Source organism: Lentzea sp. NBRC 105346 (assembly GCF_030269605.1).
GTDB lineage: Bacteria > Actinomycetota > Actinomycetes > Mycobacteriales > Pseudonocardiaceae > Lentzea.
On sequence record NZ_BSTQ01000020.1, the window covers coordinates 47,802 to 64,938 of the forward strand.

Annotated in this window: 20 protein-coding genes; 12 read left to right on the forward strand and 8 right to left on the reverse strand. The window is 66.0% G+C overall.

What is annotated here, in order from left to right:
* Positions 1–2 precede the first annotated feature (2 nt).
* The 3 genes from QSK35_RS34775 to QSK35_RS34785 all read left to right on the forward strand — a co-directional run bounded on the left by QSK35_RS34775 (position 3) and on the right by QSK35_RS34785 (position 4,075).
* Positions 3–2,921 (forward strand): alpha-mannosidase, encoded by a 2,919-nt coding sequence (locus tag QSK35_RS34775; protein WP_285751929.1) that lies wholly within the window; start codon positions 3–5, stop codon positions 2,919–2,921.
* Positions 2,918–3,808 carry a glycoside hydrolase family 18 protein gene (locus QSK35_RS34780; RefSeq protein WP_285751930.1) on the forward strand — a complete coding sequence of 297 codons (891 nt, stop codon included), beginning with the start codon at positions 2,918–2,920 and terminating at the stop codon, positions 3,806–3,808. The genes QSK35_RS34775 and QSK35_RS34780 overlap by 4 nt, the downstream gene beginning before the upstream one ends.
* Positions 3,809–3,910: 102 nt before the next feature.
* Positions 3,911–4,075 carry a hypothetical protein gene (locus tag QSK35_RS34785; protein WP_285751931.1) on the forward strand — a complete coding sequence of 55 codons (165 nt, stop codon included), beginning with the start codon at positions 3,911–3,913 and terminating at the stop codon, positions 4,073–4,075.
* A 61-nt stretch (positions 4,076–4,136) separates the two neighbouring features.
* On the opposite strand, the gene QSK35_RS34790 is transcribed toward QSK35_RS34785, so the two are convergent.
* From QSK35_RS34790 to QSK35_RS34800, 3 genes are read right to left on the reverse strand one after another with little or no spacing between them, the layout of a single operon-like run.
* Positions 4,137–5,093: an ABC transporter substrate-binding protein gene (locus QSK35_RS34790; protein ID WP_285751932.1), complete on the reverse strand. Its 957-nt coding sequence runs from the start codon at positions 5,091–5,093 to the stop codon at positions 4,137–4,139.
* Positions 5,080–7,035, reverse strand: a complete 1,956-nt coding sequence (locus QSK35_RS34795) for an ABC transporter permease (protein WP_285751933.1) — start codon at positions 7,033–7,035, stop codon at positions 5,080–5,082. The genes QSK35_RS34790 and QSK35_RS34795 overlap by 14 nt, the downstream gene beginning before the upstream one ends.
* On the reverse strand, positions 7,035–8,048 hold the full coding sequence (locus QSK35_RS34800; protein ID WP_285751934.1) for a quaternary amine ABC transporter ATP-binding protein: 1,014 nt from the start codon (positions 8,046–8,048) through the stop codon (positions 7,035–7,037). Before QSK35_RS34800 ends, QSK35_RS34795 begins: the two co-directional genes overlap by 1 nt.
* A gap of 255 nt (positions 8,049–8,303) precedes the next feature.
* Between QSK35_RS34800 and QSK35_RS34805 the strand changes: the two genes are divergently transcribed.
* Entirely contained in the window at positions 8,304–9,242 is a 939-nt protein-coding gene (locus tag QSK35_RS34805) for an ABC transporter substrate-binding protein (protein WP_285752107.1), read from the forward strand.
* On the opposite strand, the gene QSK35_RS34810 is transcribed toward QSK35_RS34805, so the two are convergent.
* From QSK35_RS34810 to QSK35_RS34820, 3 genes are all read right to left on the reverse strand, one after another.
* Entirely contained in the window at positions 9,223–10,263 is a 1,041-nt protein-coding gene (locus QSK35_RS34810; protein ID WP_285751935.1) for a glycosyltransferase, read from the reverse strand. The two genes, QSK35_RS34805 and QSK35_RS34810, sit on opposite strands and share 20 nt — an antisense overlap.
* A 97-nt stretch (positions 10,264–10,360) precedes the next feature.
* Positions 10,361–10,891, reverse strand: coding sequence for a hypothetical protein (locus QSK35_RS34815; RefSeq protein ID WP_285751936.1), 531 nt, complete (start codon positions 10,889–10,891; stop codon positions 10,361–10,363).
* Complete coding sequence (locus QSK35_RS34820) at positions 10,888–11,118, reverse strand: hypothetical protein (RefSeq protein ID WP_285751937.1); 231 nt, start codon at positions 11,116–11,118, stop codon at positions 10,888–10,890. Before QSK35_RS34820 ends, QSK35_RS34815 begins: the two co-directional genes overlap by 4 nt.
* A gap of 298 nt (positions 11,119–11,416) precedes the next feature.
* Here QSK35_RS34820 and QSK35_RS34825 point away from each other — a divergent pair, with 298 nt between their 5' ends.
* Genes QSK35_RS34825 through QSK35_RS34840 form a run of 4 tightly spaced genes read left to right on the forward strand, consistent with a single transcriptional unit; the run spans position 11,417 to position 14,917 of the window.
* Entirely contained in the window at positions 11,417–12,613 is a 1,197-nt protein-coding gene (locus QSK35_RS34825) for a helix-turn-helix domain-containing protein (RefSeq protein ID WP_285751938.1), read from the forward strand.
* 15 nt (positions 12,614–12,628) lie between these two features.
* A complete protein-coding gene (locus QSK35_RS34830; RefSeq protein ID WP_285751939.1) occupies positions 12,629–13,315 on the forward strand; it encodes a hypothetical protein in 687 nt (228 codons plus the stop codon).
* Positions 13,316–13,338: 23 nt separating this feature from the next.
* On the forward strand, positions 13,339–13,899 hold the full coding sequence (dcd, locus tag QSK35_RS34835) for a dCTP deaminase (protein WP_352244173.1): 561 nt from the start codon (positions 13,339–13,341) through the stop codon (positions 13,897–13,899).
* Positions 13,892–14,917 (forward strand): thiamine-phosphate kinase, encoded by a 1,026-nt coding sequence (locus QSK35_RS34840; protein ID WP_285751941.1) that lies wholly within the window; start codon positions 13,892–13,894, stop codon positions 14,915–14,917. Before dcd ends, QSK35_RS34840 begins: the two co-directional genes overlap by 8 nt.
* A gap of 172 nt (positions 14,918–15,089) precedes the next feature.
* Here QSK35_RS34840 and QSK35_RS34845 read toward each other — a convergent pair whose 3' ends face one another.
* Positions 15,090–15,425: a hypothetical protein gene (locus tag QSK35_RS34845; protein ID WP_285751942.1), complete on the reverse strand. Its 336-nt coding sequence runs from the start codon at positions 15,423–15,425 to the stop codon at positions 15,090–15,092.
* Between the two features lie 118 nt (positions 15,426–15,543).
* Positions 15,544–15,972 (reverse strand): helix-turn-helix domain-containing protein, encoded by a 429-nt coding sequence (locus QSK35_RS34850; RefSeq protein WP_285751943.1) that lies wholly within the window; start codon positions 15,970–15,972, stop codon positions 15,544–15,546.
* Positions 15,973–16,094: 122 nt separating this feature from the next.
* Between QSK35_RS34850 and QSK35_RS34855 the strand changes: the two genes are divergently transcribed.
* From QSK35_RS34855 to QSK35_RS34870, 4 genes are all read left to right on the forward strand, one after another.
* Positions 16,095–16,355 (forward strand): helix-turn-helix domain-containing protein, encoded by a 261-nt coding sequence (locus QSK35_RS34855; protein ID WP_285751945.1) that lies wholly within the window; start codon positions 16,095–16,097, stop codon positions 16,353–16,355.
* An 89-nt stretch (positions 16,356–16,444) separates the two neighbouring features.
* Positions 16,445–16,756, forward strand: coding sequence for a hypothetical protein (locus QSK35_RS34860; protein WP_285751946.1), 312 nt, complete (start codon positions 16,445–16,447; stop codon positions 16,754–16,756).
* Complete coding sequence (locus QSK35_RS34865; protein WP_285751947.1) at positions 16,753–16,884, forward strand: hypothetical protein; 132 nt, start codon at positions 16,753–16,755, stop codon at positions 16,882–16,884. Before QSK35_RS34860 ends, QSK35_RS34865 begins: the two co-directional genes overlap by 4 nt.
* Positions 16,881–17,111 (forward strand): hypothetical protein, encoded by a 231-nt coding sequence (locus QSK35_RS34870; RefSeq protein WP_285751948.1) that lies wholly within the window; start codon positions 16,881–16,883, stop codon positions 17,109–17,111. Before QSK35_RS34865 ends, QSK35_RS34870 begins: the two co-directional genes overlap by 4 nt.
* Positions 17,112–17,137: the final 26 nt, after the last annotated feature.

The window sequence follows — 17,137 nt, forward strand, 5'->3', positions numbered from 1 at the left end:
GCATGCACGACGAACGCACGCTGCTCGAGGAGCGGCTGAACCGCACGCTGAAGGAGCGCATCCGGCCCGCCCTGTACGGCGAGTCAGTGCCGCTGACGCTGGAGGTGTGGAACGCACCGGACGAGCCCGTGCCGGTCGCGGAAGCGCTTGCGGCGCAGTACGTCCCGGCCCAGGTCGGCGACTCGTGGGGACCGCCGTGGGGCACGAGCTGGTTCCGCATGTCGGGCCGCGTGCCCGACACGTGGCGGGACAAGCAGGTCGAGGCCGTGATCGATCTCGGGTTCACCCACCCCGGCCCCGGATTCCAGGCCGAGGGGCTCGCCTACACGCCGGACGGTGTGCCGATCAAGGGCATCGAGCCGCGCAACACGTACATCCCTGTCGACGGTGACGAGGTGCTGTTCTACCTCGAAGCCGCGGGCAACCCGACGATCCTGGACTTCCACCCGTTCCTGCCGACCCAGCTGGGCGACAAGGAGACCGCGGGCACCGACCCGTTGTACAAGATCCTGCGCGCGGACCTCGCGGTGTTCCAGCCCGAGGTCTGGCACCTGATCCTCGACATCGAGGTGCTGCAGGGTCTGATGAAGGAGCTGCAGGACCACGACCCGCGCCGGCACAAGATCCTGCGGGCGCTGGACAAGGCGATGGACCGGCTCGACGTGCAGAACGTCGCGGCCTCGGGTTCGTATGCACGCGACGCACTCGTCCACGTGTTGTCGCTGAAGGCGTCGGCCTCGGCACACAAGATCTCCGCGGTCGGGCACGCGCACATCGACTCGGCGTGGCTGTGGCCGTTGCGCGAGACGGTCCGCAAGTGCGCGCGGACGTTCTCGAACGTCACCGCCCTGATGGACCAGTACCCGGATTTCGTGTTCGCCTGTTCGCAGGCGCAGCAGTACGCGTGGATGAAGGAACATCACCCGCACGTCTTCGACCGCATCAAAGCGAAAGTGGCGAACGGGCAGTTCGTGCCGGTCGGCGGCATGTGGGTCGAGTCGGACACGAACATGCCCGGCGGTGAGGCGATGGCCCGCCAGCTGGTGCACGGCAAGCGGTTCTTCCTCGACGAGTTCGGCGTCGAGACGTTCGAGGTGTGGCTGCCGGACTCGTTCGGTTACAGCGCCGCGCTCCCCCAGCTGATCAAGCTGTCCGGGTCGCGCTGGTTCCTCACGCAGAAGCTGTCGTGGAACCAGATCAACAAGTTCCCGCACCACACGTTCTGGTGGGAGGGCATCGACGGGACGCGGATCTTCACCCACTTCCCGCCGGTCGACACCTACAACTCCTCGCTGTCCGGCGAGGAACTGGCCCGCGCGTCACGGCAGTTCGCCGAGCACGCCGACGCGTCGCGGTCGCTGGTGCCGTTCGGGTACGGCGACGGCGGCGGCGGTCCGACCCGCGAGATGATGGAGACCGCGCACCGGGTCGCGGACCTGGAGGGTTCGCCGACCGTCACGGTCGAGGCGCCGCTGAAGTTCTTCGCCACGGCGGAGGAGGAGTATCCGAACGCGCCGGTGTGGGCGGGTGAGCTCTATCTGGAGAAGCACCGCGCCACGTACACCACGCAGGCGAAGACCAAGCAGGGCAACCGGCGCAGCGAGCACCTGTTGCGCGAGGCCGAACACTGGTGCACGGCAGCGGCGTTGAACGGCTTCGACTACCCGTACGAACAGCTCGACGCGCTGTGGAAGACCGTGCTGCTGCACCAGTTCCACGACATCCTGCCGGGCTCGTCGATCGCGTGGGTGCACCGCGAGGCCGAGGAGACCTACGCCAGGGTCGCGACGGAGCTGGACGGGATCACTTCCGCCGCGATCTCGTCGCTCGCAGGACCCGGTGAGTCCGAGGTCGTCTTCGACGTGCTCGGCGACCGGCAGCGCGGCGCGTTCGTCGATGGCCACGAAGGCGTGCTGGACAACGGGATCCTGCGCGTCACCGTCGACCGGCACGGCCTGCTGACGTCGATCTACGACTACCAGAGCGGGCGGGAGATCATCGCGCCGAGCGGTGCGGGCAACCTGCCGCAGCTGCACGCGGACACGCCGAACCAGTGGGACGCCTGGGACATCGATCCGTTCTACCGCAACAGCAAGGCCGATCTCGTGCCGGACGACCGGCTCGACGGCGGTCCTGGAATCGTGGTGCAGCAGAAGTTCGGCGCGTCCACGATGACGCAGCGGATCTCGTTGCGCGAGGGTTCGCGGCAGGTCGACTTCGAGACCGAGGTCGACTGGCACGAGTGCGAGAAGCTGCTGAAGATCGCGTTCCCGCTGGACCTGCGGGCCGAGGCGTCGACGGCGGAGACCCAGTTCGGGCACCTGCACCGGCCGATCCACACGAACACGTCGTGGGAGAACGCCAAGTTCGAGATCTGCGCGCACCGGTGGCTGCATGTCGGTGAACCGGGTTTCGGCGTGGCGATCGTGAACGACTCGACGTACGGCCACGACGTCACGCGAACCACCCGCCCGGACGGCGGCACCACGACCACCGTGCGCCTGTCGCTGCTACGCGCGCCGCGGTTCCCGGATCCGGAGACCGACCAGGGCGAGCACCGGTTCCGCTACTCGCTCGTCGTGGGCGGCATCCCGGAGGCGATCGACGCCGGGTACCGCATCAACCTGCCGCCGCGCGTCGTGCGCGGCTCTTCAGCTGTGGAACCGTTGGTAACGCTGGACAATCCGGCGGTTCGGGTCGAGGCCGTGAAGCTGGCCGACGACCGGTCGGGCGACGTCGTCGTCCGGCTCTACGAGGCGCACGGCGGTCGTGCCCACGCCTCGCTGCGCACGTCGTTCCCGTTCACCCGGATCCAGGAGACCGACCTGCTCGAACGGCCCCTTGGTGATTTGTCGGGTGACCTGACGTTGCGCCCGTTCCAAGTGATCACCCTGCGAATCACTCCGGAAGGCAAGTCATGAGAAAGGTATTTCTCGCACTCTTACTGGTGTTGTTGGCTGCTCCCCCTGCTCAGGCGGCCACCTCGAAGCGGACGGTCGTCTACTACCAGACCCAGTACAGCCAGGGCAGCACCGGCACGTACGTGTCACCGCTGCCGCTGGGCGGGCGCGCGACGGACGTGCTCGTCGCGGCGATCCACCTGGATCCCAACAGCGTCGTGCACCTCAACGACCACCCGCCGGAGCACCCGCGGTACACGCAGATGTGGAAGGACCTGGCGTCCCTGCAGTCCCGCGGGGTCAACGTGATCGGCATGCTCGGCGGTGCCGCACAGGGCAGCTTCCAGCGGTTGCAGAACGACTTCGGCACCTACTACCCGTTGCTGCGGAACCTCGTCAGCAAGTACAAGCTCAACGGCATCGACCTCGACGTCGAGGAGCGCGTGTCGCTGGCGAGCATCGAGCGCGTGATCGACGCCCTGAAGGCGGACTTCGGGTCCGGCTTCATCGTGACGCTGTCGCCGGTGGCGTCGGCGTTGTGGGGCGGCGGGAACCTGTCCGGGTTCAACTACGAGCAGCTCTACCGCGACCGCGGGTCGAAGATCTCGTGGTTCCACGGACAGTTCTACAACGGCTGGGGCAACGCCTCCAACGGCAACGACTACACGCGGATCATCAACCGCGGCGTCATCCCGCAGAACAAGGTCGTCATGGCCACGCTGACCAACTCGGCGAACGGCGGATCGGGCTACGTGCCGATCTCGACGTTGCGGACGACGGTCCGGTCGTTGATCGGGAAGTACCCGACGTTCGGCGGCGTGGCCGGCTGGGAGTACTTCAACTCCCTGCCGGGTGGCACCTCAGCTCCCTGGCAGTGGGCGTCCGAGGTGACCGCGATGCAGAAGTAAGGGGTCTCGCACCCAGCCCTTAGGTGATCTCCCGATGTAAGGGACCACCCCTCAGGACGAACCTCATGGTCAGCGAGAAACGACCTGAGGAGTGAGTCAGAGATGGAATGGACGCCCGAAGCCATCAAGGCGGAGATGGACTACCGGCAGCGGGCCCTGCGTGAGGACGCGCGCCGCGTGCAGGAGCTCTACCGCAGCGGGTACCGCCCGCGCTCGTGGTGGCACCGGATGACACATCGGCACGAGCCGCAGGTACCTGCGGCCTAGCCGGGGGTGGTCGTGAGTGGTTTCCGTCGTCGGGGCGACGGAAACCACTCACGACCTTTTGTCACTTGGGCAGCCAGGCCTTGACCTTGTCCTGGTTCGCCTCGACCCACTTCTTCGCCGCGTCCGCGGCAGACAGCTTGTCCTCGGCGATGTACTTCGCGACCGTGTTCTGGTCCTCGTTCGTCCACTGGAAGTTCTTCACCAGCTGGTAGGCGGGCGAGTTCGAGTCGGCGAACTTCTTCGACACGATCTTGTCGAGGTCGTAGTCCGGGTAGTCGCAGGCGACCTTCTCGGCGTCCGCGTCGCAGCCGGCCTTGTACTCGGGCAGCTTGACCTTGACCAGTTTGATCTCGTTGAGCAGCCACTGCGGTGAGTAGAAGTAGCCGATGACCGGCTTCTTGTCCTTCTCCGCCTGGCGGAACGCCGTGATCAGCGCCTGCTCGCTGCCGCCGTAGACGACCTTGTAGTTCAGGTTGAGGTTCTTGACCAGGGCCTCGTCGTTGGTCACGAACGACGGGTCGCCGTCGAGCAGCTGGCCCTTGTCACCGGACTCCGACGTCTTGAACATGTCCGCGTACTTGTTGAGGTTGTTCCAGTCCGTGATGTCCGGGTGCTCCTTGGCGAGCCACGGCGGCACGTACCAGCCGATCTGGCCCTTCACGCCGGTCGAGCCGGCCGCGACGGCGGTCTTCTGCTCGTCGATGTACTTCTTGCGCAGGTCGTCGTGGCCCCAGTTCTCGACGACCGCGTCGACCTCGCCGGTGCCGAAGCCCTGCCAGGCCACCTCTTCCTTGAGCTCCTTCTTGGTGACCTTGCAGCCCAGGTTCTTCTCGGCGACGTAGGCCAGCACGGCGGCGTTCGCCTCGTAGCCGACCCACGGGTTCACCGCGAGGTTGAACGTCCCGCAGTCGCCGGTCTTGCCCGCGCCCGCGCTGTCGCCGACCTTCGCGCCGGAACACCCCGCCAGCGCGAGTGCCCCCGCAAGCAGTGTTGCGGCGATCGCGCTATGCCTTGCCACCACGAACCTCCTCGTTGTCCCACCGTTTCGCGGCCGCCTGCGTGAGGCGGTCGAGCATCACGCCGAGCACGACGATCGCCACGCCGGCCGCGAGTCCCTTGCCGTACAGATTCGACTGCGAGAACCCGGCCACGACGTCGTAGCCGAGCGCCCCCGCGCCGACGAGGCCGCCGACGACGACCATGGACAGCACGTAGATCAGCCCCTGGTTGGCGGCGAGCGCGAGCGCCCGGCGTGCCATCGGCAGCTGCACCTTGGTGATCGTCTGCCAGGAGCTCGAGCCCATCGCGGTCGCGGCCTCGACCGTCGTCGCCGACACGTGGCGCACACCGTCCGCGACGATCTTGATCGCGACGGGAGCGGCGAACACGACGGCCGCGATGATCGCGGTGAACCGGCTGGCCGAGAACAACGCCAGGAACGGCACCAGGTAGACGAAGGCGGGCATGACCTGGCCCGCGTCGAGCACCGGCCGGATGATCCGGTCGGCCCGCCGGCTGCGGCCCATCCACACGCCGACCACGATGCCGAGCACCATCACGACCACCGTCGCCACCAGCGTGGACGCGAGCGTGATCATGCTGTCCTGCCACAGGCCGGTCGCGACGAGCAGCGCCAGGCACACCGCGGTGACGATGGCGCTGCGGACACCGCCGATGACGAAGCTCAGCGCGACGATCACCGCGGCGACGAGCCACCACGGCGACTCGGACAGCAGGGCCTGCAACGGGTTGATCAGCACCGACGTGGTGAAGTCCTTGAACCCGTTGGTGATCACCGGGAACGTGTCCTGCACCCACTCGGTGATGACCGTCGTGCCCTTGCGGATGGAACTGCCGATCTCGACGTCCGACGGGAACTCCGCCGCCCACACGTACGTGTAGGAGAACCAGATCGCGACGAGAGTGGCGACACCGCCGCCGAGCAGCACCGGTTTGGGCGGCTTCCGGCGTTGGTTCTGGTTCGCCGCCGCCGTGGTCACGCGGTCCAGGACGATCGCGAGCACCACGATCGCGAGGCCGGCGTTGAACGCCGTGCCGACGTCCAGCGTCTGCAACGCCTTCACGACCGTCTTGCCGAGGCCCGGTGCGTCGATCAGCGCGGCGATGGTGACCATCGACAGTGCGGCCATGATCGTCTGGTTGACGCCCAGGATGATGGTCCTGCGCGCGGACGGCAGCAGCACCTTGGTGAGCGTCTGTTTCGTCGTCGCGCCAAGGGATTCGCTCGCCTCGACCGTGTCGTGCGGCACCTCACGGATCGCGTGCGCGGTGATCCGGATCGCCGGCGGCGCGGCGTAGATCAGCGTCGCGATCGTCGCGCTCGCCGGTCCGATCAGGAAGAACAGCGTGAGCGGTGCGAGGTAGACGAACGTCGGCATCGTCTGCATGAAGTCGAGCACCGGCGTGATCCACCGGTTGAACCGGTTGGACAGGCCCGCCCAGATGCCCAGCGGGATCCCGATCAGCAACGAGATCAGCACGGCCGCCAGCGTGAGCGCCAGCGTGTCCATGCTCTCCTGCCACAAGCCCTGCAAACCCAGGAAGACGAAGCCACCCATGGCGAGCAGCGCGGGCCGCCAGCCCGCGACCGCGGCGGAGACGTAGCCGACGAGCGCGACGACGCCGAGCCAGCCGATCACCGGAACCGGCCGGCCGAAGCCCGGTTGCGCGATCAGAGCCTGGATGAACGTGACGAACTCGTCGATGACGAGCCTGATCTCGTTGAAGAAGAACAGGAACAGCGGGTTGCTGTTGCGGCTCGCGCCGACCGCGTCGTTGAGCTCGTTGACCCAGCGGTGCAACGGGGTGAGCGCGGACGCGTCGAGCGGCAGCGTGGCGAGGTTGCGGAACAGCAGCCACAGCACTAGCCAGCCGACGATGATGCCGCCGACGATGATCGCCTTGCGGGGCGTCTTGCGTTCGAGGGTGAGTGCGGCCATCAGGCTTCTCCGGCGACGACGCCGAGGATCTCCTCGTCCGCTACGACGCCCAGCAGTTCACCGTTCTCGACAACCTTCACCGGTTTGTCGGCGGACAGCACGCTGCGGACCGCCTCGCGCACCACGGTGTCCGGACTCAGCTCCGGCCCGTCGAGCACGTCGTCGGACGTCGGCGGCCGCATGATCCACTTGAGCGTGAGAACGTTGCTGCGCGGCACGTCTTTGACGAAATCCTTGACGTAGTCGTCCGCGGGTGCGCCGACGAGCTCGTCGCCCGAACCGACCTGGACCACCTCGCCGTCGCGCATGATCAGGATGCGGTCGCCGAGCTTGAGCGCCTCGGACAGGTCGTGGGTGATGAAGACCATGGTCTTGCCGACCTCGCGGTGCAGGCGGATGACCTCGTTCTGCATGTCCCGGCGAATCAGCGGGTCCAGCGCCGAGAAAGGTTCGTCGAAGAACAAAACGTCCGGGTCACCGGCGAGTGCGCGCGCGAGTCCGACGCGCTGCTGCATGCCGCCGGAGAGCTGGTCCGGATACGACTTCTCGTTTCCGGTCAGCCCGACGAGATCGATGACCTCCTGTGCGCGCTGCAGCCGTTGACCCTTTTGAACGCCACAGATCTCCAGCCCGTATGCCACGTTGTCGACGACCGTGCGATGCGGCAGGAGACCGAAGTGCTGGAACACCATGGAGAACTTGTTCCGCCGGAGTTCGCGCAACCGTTTCGCGTCCGCGTCGAGGATGTTCTCGCCCTCGATGGTGATCTGCCCCGCGGTGGGTTCGACCAGGCGCGTCAAACAGCGGACGAGTGTGGACTTCCCGGAGCCCGAGAGCCCCATGACGACGAACATCTCGCCGGGCGCGACCTCGAAGTCCACCCCTCTGACGGCCGCGACGCAGCCCGTGCGTTCCCGCAGCTCGTTTCTGCCGAGTCCCTTGAGCTCGTTCGAACGGACGATGTCGGCGGCCTTCGTGCCGAACACCTTCCAAAGGTCCCGAACCGAGATCACGGGATCCACAGTCACCCTCTCGTGCTTGTTGCGGACAGCGCGAACTGTTTCTCGATGCGCGACAGCATTGACGTTCGCACGAGTGCGGTCAAGGGCTCGTACGGACTAGTCCACTGTGGACATATGATCATCCCATGACTAACGAGCCCCTTGACTACCAGCGCGTAATGCCTAATAAGCTCCGCTCGCGCGCTAAACAGTTCGGCCCCCGATGAGGAGCGAAGTACGTTGTTAGCCCCGAGGACCGCACTCGTGATGGTCGCCGTTTTGACACTTGCCGGTTGTAGCGGCTCAACGTCAGGACAGTCCCGTCCCAGCTCCACCTCCCCGTCGGAGCCGTGCGGTTCGATCACCATCGCGGTGAACCCCTGGGTCGGCTACGAGGCGAACGCCGCGGTCGTCGCCTATCTCGCCGAGAAGCGGCTGGGCTGCAAGGTCACGAAGAAGGAAGTCGACGAGCAGACCGCGTGGCAGGGCCTCGCGAACGGCGACATCGACGTGATCCTGGAGAACTGGGGCCACGAGGACCTGAAGCAGAAGTACATCGACGAACAACGCGTCGCCGTGCGAGTCGGTTCGTCGGGCAACAAGGGCGTGATCGGCTGGTACGTCCCGCCGTGGATGAAGAAGCAGTACCCGGACATCACCGACTACCGGAACCTCAACAAGTACGCGCAGATGTTCCGCACCTCGGAGTCCGGCGACAAGGGCCAGGTACTCGACGGCGACCCGTCCTACGTCACGAACGACGAGGCGCTGGTCAAGAACCTCGGGCTCAACTACAAGGTCGTCTACGCGGGCAGCGAGACCGCGCTGATCAAGGCATTCCGCCAGGCCGAGGAGAAGAAGACCGAACTGATCGGCTACTTCTTCGAGCCACAGTGGCTGCACCTGGACATCGAACTGGTCAAGGTCAACCTGCCCGACCACGTCCCGGGCTGCGACGTCGACGTCGCCAAGGTCGCCTGCGACTACCCGCGCTACGAGCTGGACAAGATCGCGTCCAAGAAGTTCGCCGACGCCGGCGGTCCCGCGTACAACCTCGTGAAGCAGTTCCAGTGGAGCAACGAGGAACAGAACACCGTGGCGTCGTTCATCGCGAAGTACAAGATGACGCCGGACGAGGCGGCCAAGCGCTGGGTCGAGGCGAACCCGGACCGTGTCGACGACTGGCTCACCAAAGCGAAGCCGTGAGGTCGTCGGCGAAGGTTTCGAGCATCGGCAGCCCTTCGATTCTCGCCCGCATGTCGTGGTGTCGTGGCACGTTCTCAATGGCCTTGGCCAGTTTCGCCGGCGTGAGGCCGGCGGCGTCCACCTTGCTACCGAGGCCGAGTTCTTCGATGCGCGCGGCGTTGGCGGGTTGATCGGCGAACAACGGCACCGCGACCATGGGCACACCGACCTCCAGAGCTTCCCGCACCCCGCCGAACCCAGCGTGCGTCAGGAACACCTCACACGCGCCGAGCAGTTTCCTCTGGTTGACGAATCCCTCGAGGAGCACCTTGTCCGGCCTCGGCCCGCGCCACCTGGCCAGCATCTCGTCGCTACCCAGCGCTACAACGGCCTTGGTGTCCAACTCCCCCAGTGCTTCGACCGTGATCTCCATCAGCCGGGAATCCTTGCCCAGCAACCAATGCGTGGTCGAGCCGAAGCTCGCGAGGATGAACGGCTCCTCGGTTGTCCTGCAGGCGCCGGGCACCCGGTAGGACCGCCGCGTCGGCGGGCTGTCGGGGTACCACTCCTCTGGCAGCAGCCCGGCGACGAGCTTCGCCTTGCTGGTCAGCCCCAACTCCTGCTCCGCACGCCTCAGCTGGCCGATCATCGGTGCGATGTCGACCATGGCGTGCGGCAGCCCGAGTGCCTCCGCGGCCACAATCGCGCCGTACTCGTTGGTCTCCCTCACGATCACGTCGGGCCGCCACCTCGTCGCGGCGTCGATCAGGTTGTTCGCGAACGCCAGCGTCATCCCCTTGTCGAACAAGGGAAGCTCCAGCGGCCCGGTGATCTCCGGTCGCCACACCGGCTTCGGCGTGCCGACCTGTCCGGGTGCCATCGCGTCCGGCAGCACGAGCACGTCGACATCCAGCGACTCCTCGACAGCCCGGCCGGTTGCGATCGCGACCTCATGGCCTCTGGCCTGCAACGCCTTGGAAATGGGGAGCATCACCGGTAGCAGGTGTGACGGGATGGGCAGCCCGGTCAGCAACACTCTCATTCACCCAGCACAACAGCGTGGGTGTGCCGGAGACAACGAACGTTCCACTGAGCGAATGGCCTCCGGGGTGTTTGTTCCTCCCGGAGGCCTGTTCTGTTCAGTCGAAGTCACGCCCGGCGATCGCCACGAAGAGCTCGACGACACCGGCGTACTTGGCGTGCCTACGAACGACGACCTCCTCGGCGAAGCAGGCCGCCGCGAGTACCTCGGCTTCCTCCGCGATGTCGTACACGTCGAGACCGGCCGGGCAGAACAGCAACATCTTGACGCCGCCCGGTTTCAACGACGTCCACAGGATGCCCGGCAGCCGCCCGTGCGACGTGCAGATCCGCGCCTGCACGAACGCCGACCGCAGCCGGTGCTGCACGAGAACGCACCAGAAACGACCGCTGAGGAACCGGCGGGCCGCAGGCCACTGGGTTCCGGTGATGACTCCGAGGACCGCGACTCCACCGACTCCGAGCGGTCCGGAGAACCAGCCGAGCCAGTGGAGCGCGAGCGGCACAACGATGAGGAGCGCGAGCTCGTATCGCCACCGCCACAACAACAAGAGGATGTTCGCCCGTCGTGGACGGGCCATGTGGATGGCAAGGACGGCCGCCTGCCGCTGCGTCAACCGACTTCTCATGACGGACCTCCCGCGAGATCCACGTCGGCCGCGGCACACGTGTGCCGGTCGCGGACAGCGTCCCACCGCGGATCGCGGTAGACCCGGCCCCATCCGGACTGCTTGCGGTAGCTGTTCCAGCCGCGCTTGCGCGCGCGCTCATCCTCAGCGGCGAACAGCCGGTCGAGCAGTCGCTGAATCAGACTTGAGCTGTATAAGACCTCTTTCCTGGGCCTATCATCGTTCATTGTGTGCCCCTCGATTCGCGCTGGTATGGGGGTTGGACACACGCCTGCGAAGATCACGGCCCAGGAGTGGGAGCCCGCACGAGCGGGCGAGGCCGTCCCGCAGGCCGGAACGGGCCCGCTGAGACGACAGTCCCGCGGAGCGGCACGACAATGCGCGGCAAACGACGGCGGTCAGTGTAGGGTTGCCTGGTTCTCATGTCCGACCACCGCCCTACACCTGTAGGTAGGAGAGATGTCAAGCGCTGACACTAAGCCTACATCGGTAGGTGGCGTCGGACCAGAGCCGGACGCTGAGCGGGTGACGCCCGCGGACTTCGGCGAGGAGCTGAAGCGGTGGCGACTGCAGCGCAAGGTCACGCAGGCACAGACCGCGCGCGCGGTCTCCGTCAGCCGGGCGACCATCGCGCAGTGGGAAACCGGCACGCATCTGCCGTCGGCGGAGAACGCACGACTGCTCGACATCCACCTGAACGCCGGTCAGAAGCTGGTCGTACTGGCGGAGAAGGCACGGGGACCGCAACGCCAGCGAGCCCCCCACATGTTGGTGGCAGCCGGAGAGATCTCCGTACAGGAAGCGTTCCGCAAGGTGGGCCAGGCTCTCGCCGCCGAGCTCATGTTCGACGAAGAAGGCAGGCCCGCGGGCTGGCGGCATAACCTCCAGCAGAAAGACGCGCCACGAACCGCGTTGAGTACCGCCTACGGGATCAAGGCCTTGTTGATCGTGGGTGATCCCCACGTCGACCTGCATGCGTTGGAGCACAACCTGCGGCACATGCGCGCGGGGTCCGGTGGCTGGCTGCGGCAGTATCAGCAGGAACCACGCCCCGAGATCACGGCGACGGTGCTGGACGCGCTCTTCCGAATTGGCACGCCGCTGTCAGTCGACGAGGCGCTGTCGCTGATGAAGGACTCGATGGACGGGTTCAGCCGAACCAGGCCCTTCGTCCTTTCGAACGTTCTCCAGACGGTCAACCGGTTGCGTCCCGACTCTCCCCTCGCCGCTTCACTGGTCGAAGACCTGTTGAAGACCAGGAGAGACTTCGGCGGCGTACTGTTGTGGCCGGAGAAGCAGGAGCCAGGTCTCGCGATACACATGCAGGAACCATCGGTCGTGCACACCGCACGGGCGCTGGTTGCGTTGCAGTCCTCAATGCACACTCAGGACAATCCTGAACTGCAGGATGCGGTAGCGCAGGCGACGAGTTGGCTGGTCGACCAGTCCGACGACAACGGCGTCTACGAAGAACTCGTACGTTCCCACCTCACCATCAGGCACTTCACCTCCGCCTGGGTGGCTCTGGCCCTGGCCTCTTCCAGCCCTTCTCAAGTGCCGGTCGAGCGGCTCAGTGCTGCATTGAAGGTGATGTGGAGCCGCTACGACCCCGATCTCGGTCTGTGGGCGTGGGGGAACGGGGACCTACCGATCTGGATGACGCACAACGCTGTGGCCGCATTGCAGGCCACGGCATACGCCCATCTCAGTTCAGGTCTGTGACCCTCGGAGAAACAATTGACCCGAACTGCCTTGGGCAGTCGCACCGCCGTTGACGTTGCGCTGTACTCAGACGTGTCGGACCTGCGGCACCGCCTGTGCCGGCTCATCGAGGACACCTCGCGCCTCGCGTCCTGGTTCGACGAACTGCGCGACGACACGGTGGCCGTGGCCAGCCGCTCATACTGGCACCCCAACGGTTTCGCGAAGATCGTGCTGGATCCCGCCCAGCGCGTCCGGCTGCACGTGTGGCCGGAGTCGAACGCGCCCCGGCTCGGAGAGTCCAATCCGCACAGCCATCGGTGGGACTTCGCGTCGACCGTGCTGACCGGTGAAGGTCTGCACACGGTGGAGTACGCCGAATCCTCCGGAGGTATGAGCTACCACCGGTACCACTACGGCGCCGACCCGAACGACCGCGCCCGTCTGGTCGCCGACGCCCCAGTGGAACTGACCGCGGTCCGCAGCCCGTTCATCCGACGTGGCCAGATCTACACGTGCGACACATCGGTGATCCACACCGTGCGCCCGGCCGGCGATGCGCTCACCGCGACACTGGTGTTGCAAGGCCCGCAGAAGACATCGACGACGGCTGTCTACCTGATGCCAGGAACCAGCGAGGACCAGCCCAACGGCGTACTGACACCGGATGACTTCCTGGCGCTGTCCGGTGCCGTGCTCGAGAGAATGGGTGTCGCCCCATGAGCCTGTTCCGAGCACGGCACGGTGTGCTCACCGACCACGACATCCACCGTGCACTGAACAAGGGTGACTTGGTCGTCGACCCGTTCTCTGCCGACATGGTCCGGCCGGCTGCGCTGAGCCTGCGCCTCGGCCAAGAGGCCTACACGCTGGTGCCCACGGGCCCCGTGGACACGGCCCGCCATGACACCTACCCGTCGCTGCTGGCGAAGGAACTGGACGACCACGGCCGCCTGGCCATTGGCCCCGGTGAGGTGGTGCTGGCGGCCACGTTGGAACGCATCGCAATCTCAACGCGCCTGGTCGGCGTGCTGGACGGCATCTCGGACCTGGCCCGGCTGGGCATCAGTGTCGTGCTGTCGTCCCAAGTCAGCCCAGGCTTTGGCGCCGGAGAGGGCGCGATCATCACGTTGGAGATCGTGTCGAGGCTGCAGGAGACCGTGCACCTCCACCCAGGTACCCGGATCTGCAACCTGATGCTGTTCAAGGCCAGCCGATCAGCTCTGCGTTCCTACACCGAAATGCCACACAACTACTCCCGAGACGTCGTGATCTCGCCTTCCCGTCTGGCCGATCACCATGTCTGACCAGGAGCTGAAGGACATGGGTGAGCGCCGCATAGTCGCGGAGCTGCTCGCCCCTCGATACCGCGACGTCATCGGGTTCGGCGACGACTGCGCCGTGCTGACCGACGACCTGGTCGTCACCACCGACACCTGCCCCACACCGTTGGTCCGCCAACTGGGCTATGAGGACCTGTATTACGCAGGTTGGCTACTAGCCACCATCAACCTGTCGGACCTGGCCGCAGCAGGCGCCCACCCGCTAGGCCTGGTGGTCAACTACACCCTGCCCGCAGCACTTCCGGTGTCGCAGTTCGAACGCCTGGTGGACGGCGTGGACGACTGCGCCGCATTGCACGGCACTCGTGTCACCGGCGGCGACTTGCGCGACGGTCCAACGGTGCATTTGACGGCGACCGCAATCGGCCGCTGCGCCCCCGGCGGCCGACTGAGCAGACGCGGAGCCCGAGAGGGCGATCGGCTCATGTTGATCGGCTCCCCCGGCTGGCTGTGGGCGGCAGTACTCGTCCACGAGGGCCACGCATCGCTGTCCATGGACGACACCCAGACCCTCCGCGAGCGTGCCTGCAAACCGCAGGCCCAACTGAAAGCCGGCCAGCTACTCGCATCCGAGCGCCTGGCAACGTCAGCCATGGACGTGTCCGACGGCCTGTACGCGAGCGTCCGCAGCATCTGCGAAACGAACGAACTGGGTGCCTTGATGGCCCCTGACATCGAACTCGACCCACTGCTGATGAAAGTGTGCTCGCAGGCAGGCCTCAGACCGTTCTCCCTGGCGGAAACGTGGGGCGACTGGAGCCTGCTGGTGACCGTACGCCCCGAACACGTGCACCGAACCCAGGCCCTGCTGGCAGCCTTATCCATAGAAGCCCGTGAGATCGGCGTCCTGACACCTCTTGCCGAGGGCATCCGCCGTGGCGACCCACAGACCCCATGGAATGGCATCGCCCAAGAACGCTTCTCGAAGCGGTCGTGGCACGGCACCACGATGGCGGACCTGCTCACAGACCTGCTGAAATGATCCGTGTCCTGTGCCCGCAATTCGCGGGCACAGAACCCAACCGTCGGGGCGACAGGATTTGAACCTGCGACCCCCCGCTCCCAAAGCGGTGAGCAGTGAGCGCTGTGCTTACGTATGGAATCCCCAGGATATCGCTGAGCGCAAATCCCCCAGTTGGGGTGTCTGAGAACGATCACACCAGGCGCAGGAACGGGCGCGGCTGCTCGGGCAGCGTCGGCACCTCGTACTCGGCGCCGACGGCGATCTCTCCCCCGGCCCACCCGGTACCTCCGTCGTCGCGTTCGACCACGGTTCTCCCTCTGCACAGGGCCTCGATGCCGCTCTGCATGAGGAACATGGCCTCGTCGAGCGGCAGTCCGAGTTGGATGTAGACCGTGTTGGTCTCGCGGTCGATGATGGCCGGCACCTCGAGGTCCTCGATGAGTTCAACGGCGATGCGGCGGATCTGGTGTAGCGCTGCGTACCCCCGAGCAACCAGGGCGGCAGAGGCAGAGTCTGCAGTGGTCACGTGGGCCTTACCGTCAGCGATCTAGTTCACGTTACAACGAATATCTATCGATCACCTGTTCGGAGCAACTTAGCTAACGGAACTATTTAGGCGCGTCGCGCTGGCCGCCCGTATGCGTCTAGGATCGCCCGCCCTCGCCCTTCTTGCGCCGCGCCGGCTTCTTCGCGCCAACGACCTCGAACCGGCCGGGCTGCTCGGCGACCTTTTCGAGAGTGGGCGCGGGGCGCGCACCGGTCTTGATGCGTCGTTCAACCTCGGCAAGCAGCTGTTCGTCGGACAGTGTTCCCGCCGGGCTGTGAACGACCTTGGCCTTGGCTTCCTCGGGTGTGAGAATGCCCGCGGCGACGACCACCTCGAGCAGCGGTCTGCCGATGGCGTGCGCGACTGGCCGCAGGTTCTCGACGGACGGCGTCGTCTGTCCGGAGATCCATCGGCTGATGATGGCTTGGCTGACGCCAGCCTCTAGTCCGAGCTGGGTGATGTTCCAGCCCTTACGGTCCATGTGCCCTTTGAGGTAAGGGCCAAAGGTCCCCCGATCTTGGTCCATGCATACAGCGTACTTGCATGCATGCATACGTGCACAGCCCTGAACCGGTATTGGAACCAAACGTCCTAATTGCACGCGTGTGACTTCTTGCATGCACGTATGCATTCGTATAACGTGCATGCATGCAGCCGACCACCTCCCCCGCAAGACCGAAGCCGGTCCGCATCCGCCGCGACGTCCTCACCGAGCACCGGACCGCGGCCGGCATCAACTCCGACGCTGAGCTCGCCAAGCGCATGGGCGTCGCCCCCTCGACGGTTCACCGCGTGCTGACGCACCAGGTCGAGCCGTCGGCCCGCTTCATCAAGGGCGTGCTGGACGTGCTGACCGACGCCAGCTTCGCGGACTTGTTCGGCGACGAGCCCGAGACCAGCTCGTCATGACCCAGATGTGCGGAAGCCCCGCGGTCGCCGGAGACCAATCCGGGCGGCGGGGCTTCCAGGAGACGACTCACCCGACCAGGAGTGAACCGATGACCACAGCATACGACACGGGTGTGTCCCGTACGGACCTCGCTGAGGCGGAGGCGTTGTCGCGCCTGCACAGCTACCTCCGCGTGGATGTGAAGGCCGACCCGACCGTGCCCGAGGGGCAGTGCGAGTGGTGCGGCAACGTCGGCGCGCTGACGAGGAACCGCGTCACCGCGATCCCGAACCCGCACGAGACGACGGCGACGTTCGAGGAACTGTGCTGCCACCACTGCTTGAAGTCCGTTGTGGACAGCGCGGTTGAGGCGCACTGGTCGAAGGCCGGGCGCGACGTGCTGGTGGAGGTGGCGCTGTGAACTGGCTCGTCGTCTTCACGGGCACGTACGCGGTGCTGCTGCTGGTCGGTTTCGTCTGCGCGGCGTTCGGCGCGGCGATCGACAACCACGACGAGATCCTGCGCAACGAGTTGGGGGACAAGAGATGAGCCGCACCAGAGTCCCCGGCCTGCAGGACGTCGTGCGAGTGAAGGACGGCACGGTCCTGCCCGACGGCCGCGACGTCTCGGGCCTGCTGTTGACGGTCACGGGCACGCACGTCGCGTACTGCCTGGAACCGGCCGACATGACCGAGGTCGACGCCACGGAGTGGACCGGGGACAAGCCGATTCATCTGCTGGCGTCCCAAGTGGACGTTATGACGCCGCCGCGATGAACACGAACTTCCCGGACGAGCTGGAG

What these genes read in the sequence shown, in the direction of transcription:
- QSK35_RS34815 (WP_285751936.1), bottom strand. Translation starts at nt 10,891, where the DNA reads ATGAGAAGTCGGTTGACGCAGCGGCAGGCGGCCGTCCTTGCCATCCAC.
- QSK35_RS34780 (WP_285751930.1), top strand. Translation starts at nt 2,918, where the DNA reads ATGAGAAAGGTATTTCTCGCACTCTTACTGGTGTTGTTGGCTGCTCCC.
- QSK35_RS34855 (WP_285751945.1), top strand. Translation starts at nt 16,095, where the DNA reads ATGCAGCCGACCACCTCCCCCGCAAGACCGAAGCCGGTCCGCATCCGC.
- QSK35_RS34805 (WP_285752107.1), top strand. Translation starts at nt 8,304, where the DNA reads ATGGTCGCCGTTTTGACACTTGCCGGTTGTAGCGGCTCAACGTCAGGA.
- QSK35_RS34820 (WP_285751937.1), bottom strand. Translation starts at nt 11,118, where the DNA reads ATGAACGATGATAGGCCCAGGAAAGAGGTCTTATACAGCTCAAGTCTG.
- QSK35_RS34870 (WP_285751948.1), top strand. Translation starts at nt 16,881, where the DNA reads ATGAGCCGCACCAGAGTCCCCGGCCTGCAGGACGTCGTGCGAGTGAAG.
- QSK35_RS34850 (WP_285751943.1), bottom strand. Translation starts at nt 15,972, where the DNA reads ATGGACCAAGATCGGGGGACCTTTGGCCCTTACCTCAAAGGGCACATG.
- QSK35_RS34795 (WP_285751933.1), bottom strand. Translation starts at nt 7,035, where the DNA reads ATGGCCGCACTCACCCTCGAACGCAAGACGCCCCGCAAGGCGATCATC.
- QSK35_RS34775 (WP_285751929.1), top strand. Translation starts at nt 3, where the DNA reads ATGCACGACGAACGCACGCTGCTCGAGGAGCGGCTGAACCGCACGCTG.
- QSK35_RS34860 (WP_285751946.1), top strand. Translation starts at nt 16,445, where the DNA reads ATGACCACAGCATACGACACGGGTGTGTCCCGTACGGACCTCGCTGAG.
- QSK35_RS34785 (WP_285751931.1), top strand. Translation starts at nt 3,911, where the DNA reads ATGGAATGGACGCCCGAAGCCATCAAGGCGGAGATGGACTACCGGCAG.
- QSK35_RS34840 (WP_285751941.1), top strand. Translation starts at nt 13,892, where the DNA reads ATGTCTGACCAGGAGCTGAAGGACATGGGTGAGCGCCGCATAGTCGCG.
- QSK35_RS34810 (WP_285751935.1), bottom strand. Translation starts at nt 10,263, where the DNA reads ATGAGAGTGTTGCTGACCGGGCTGCCCATCCCGTCACACCTGCTACCG.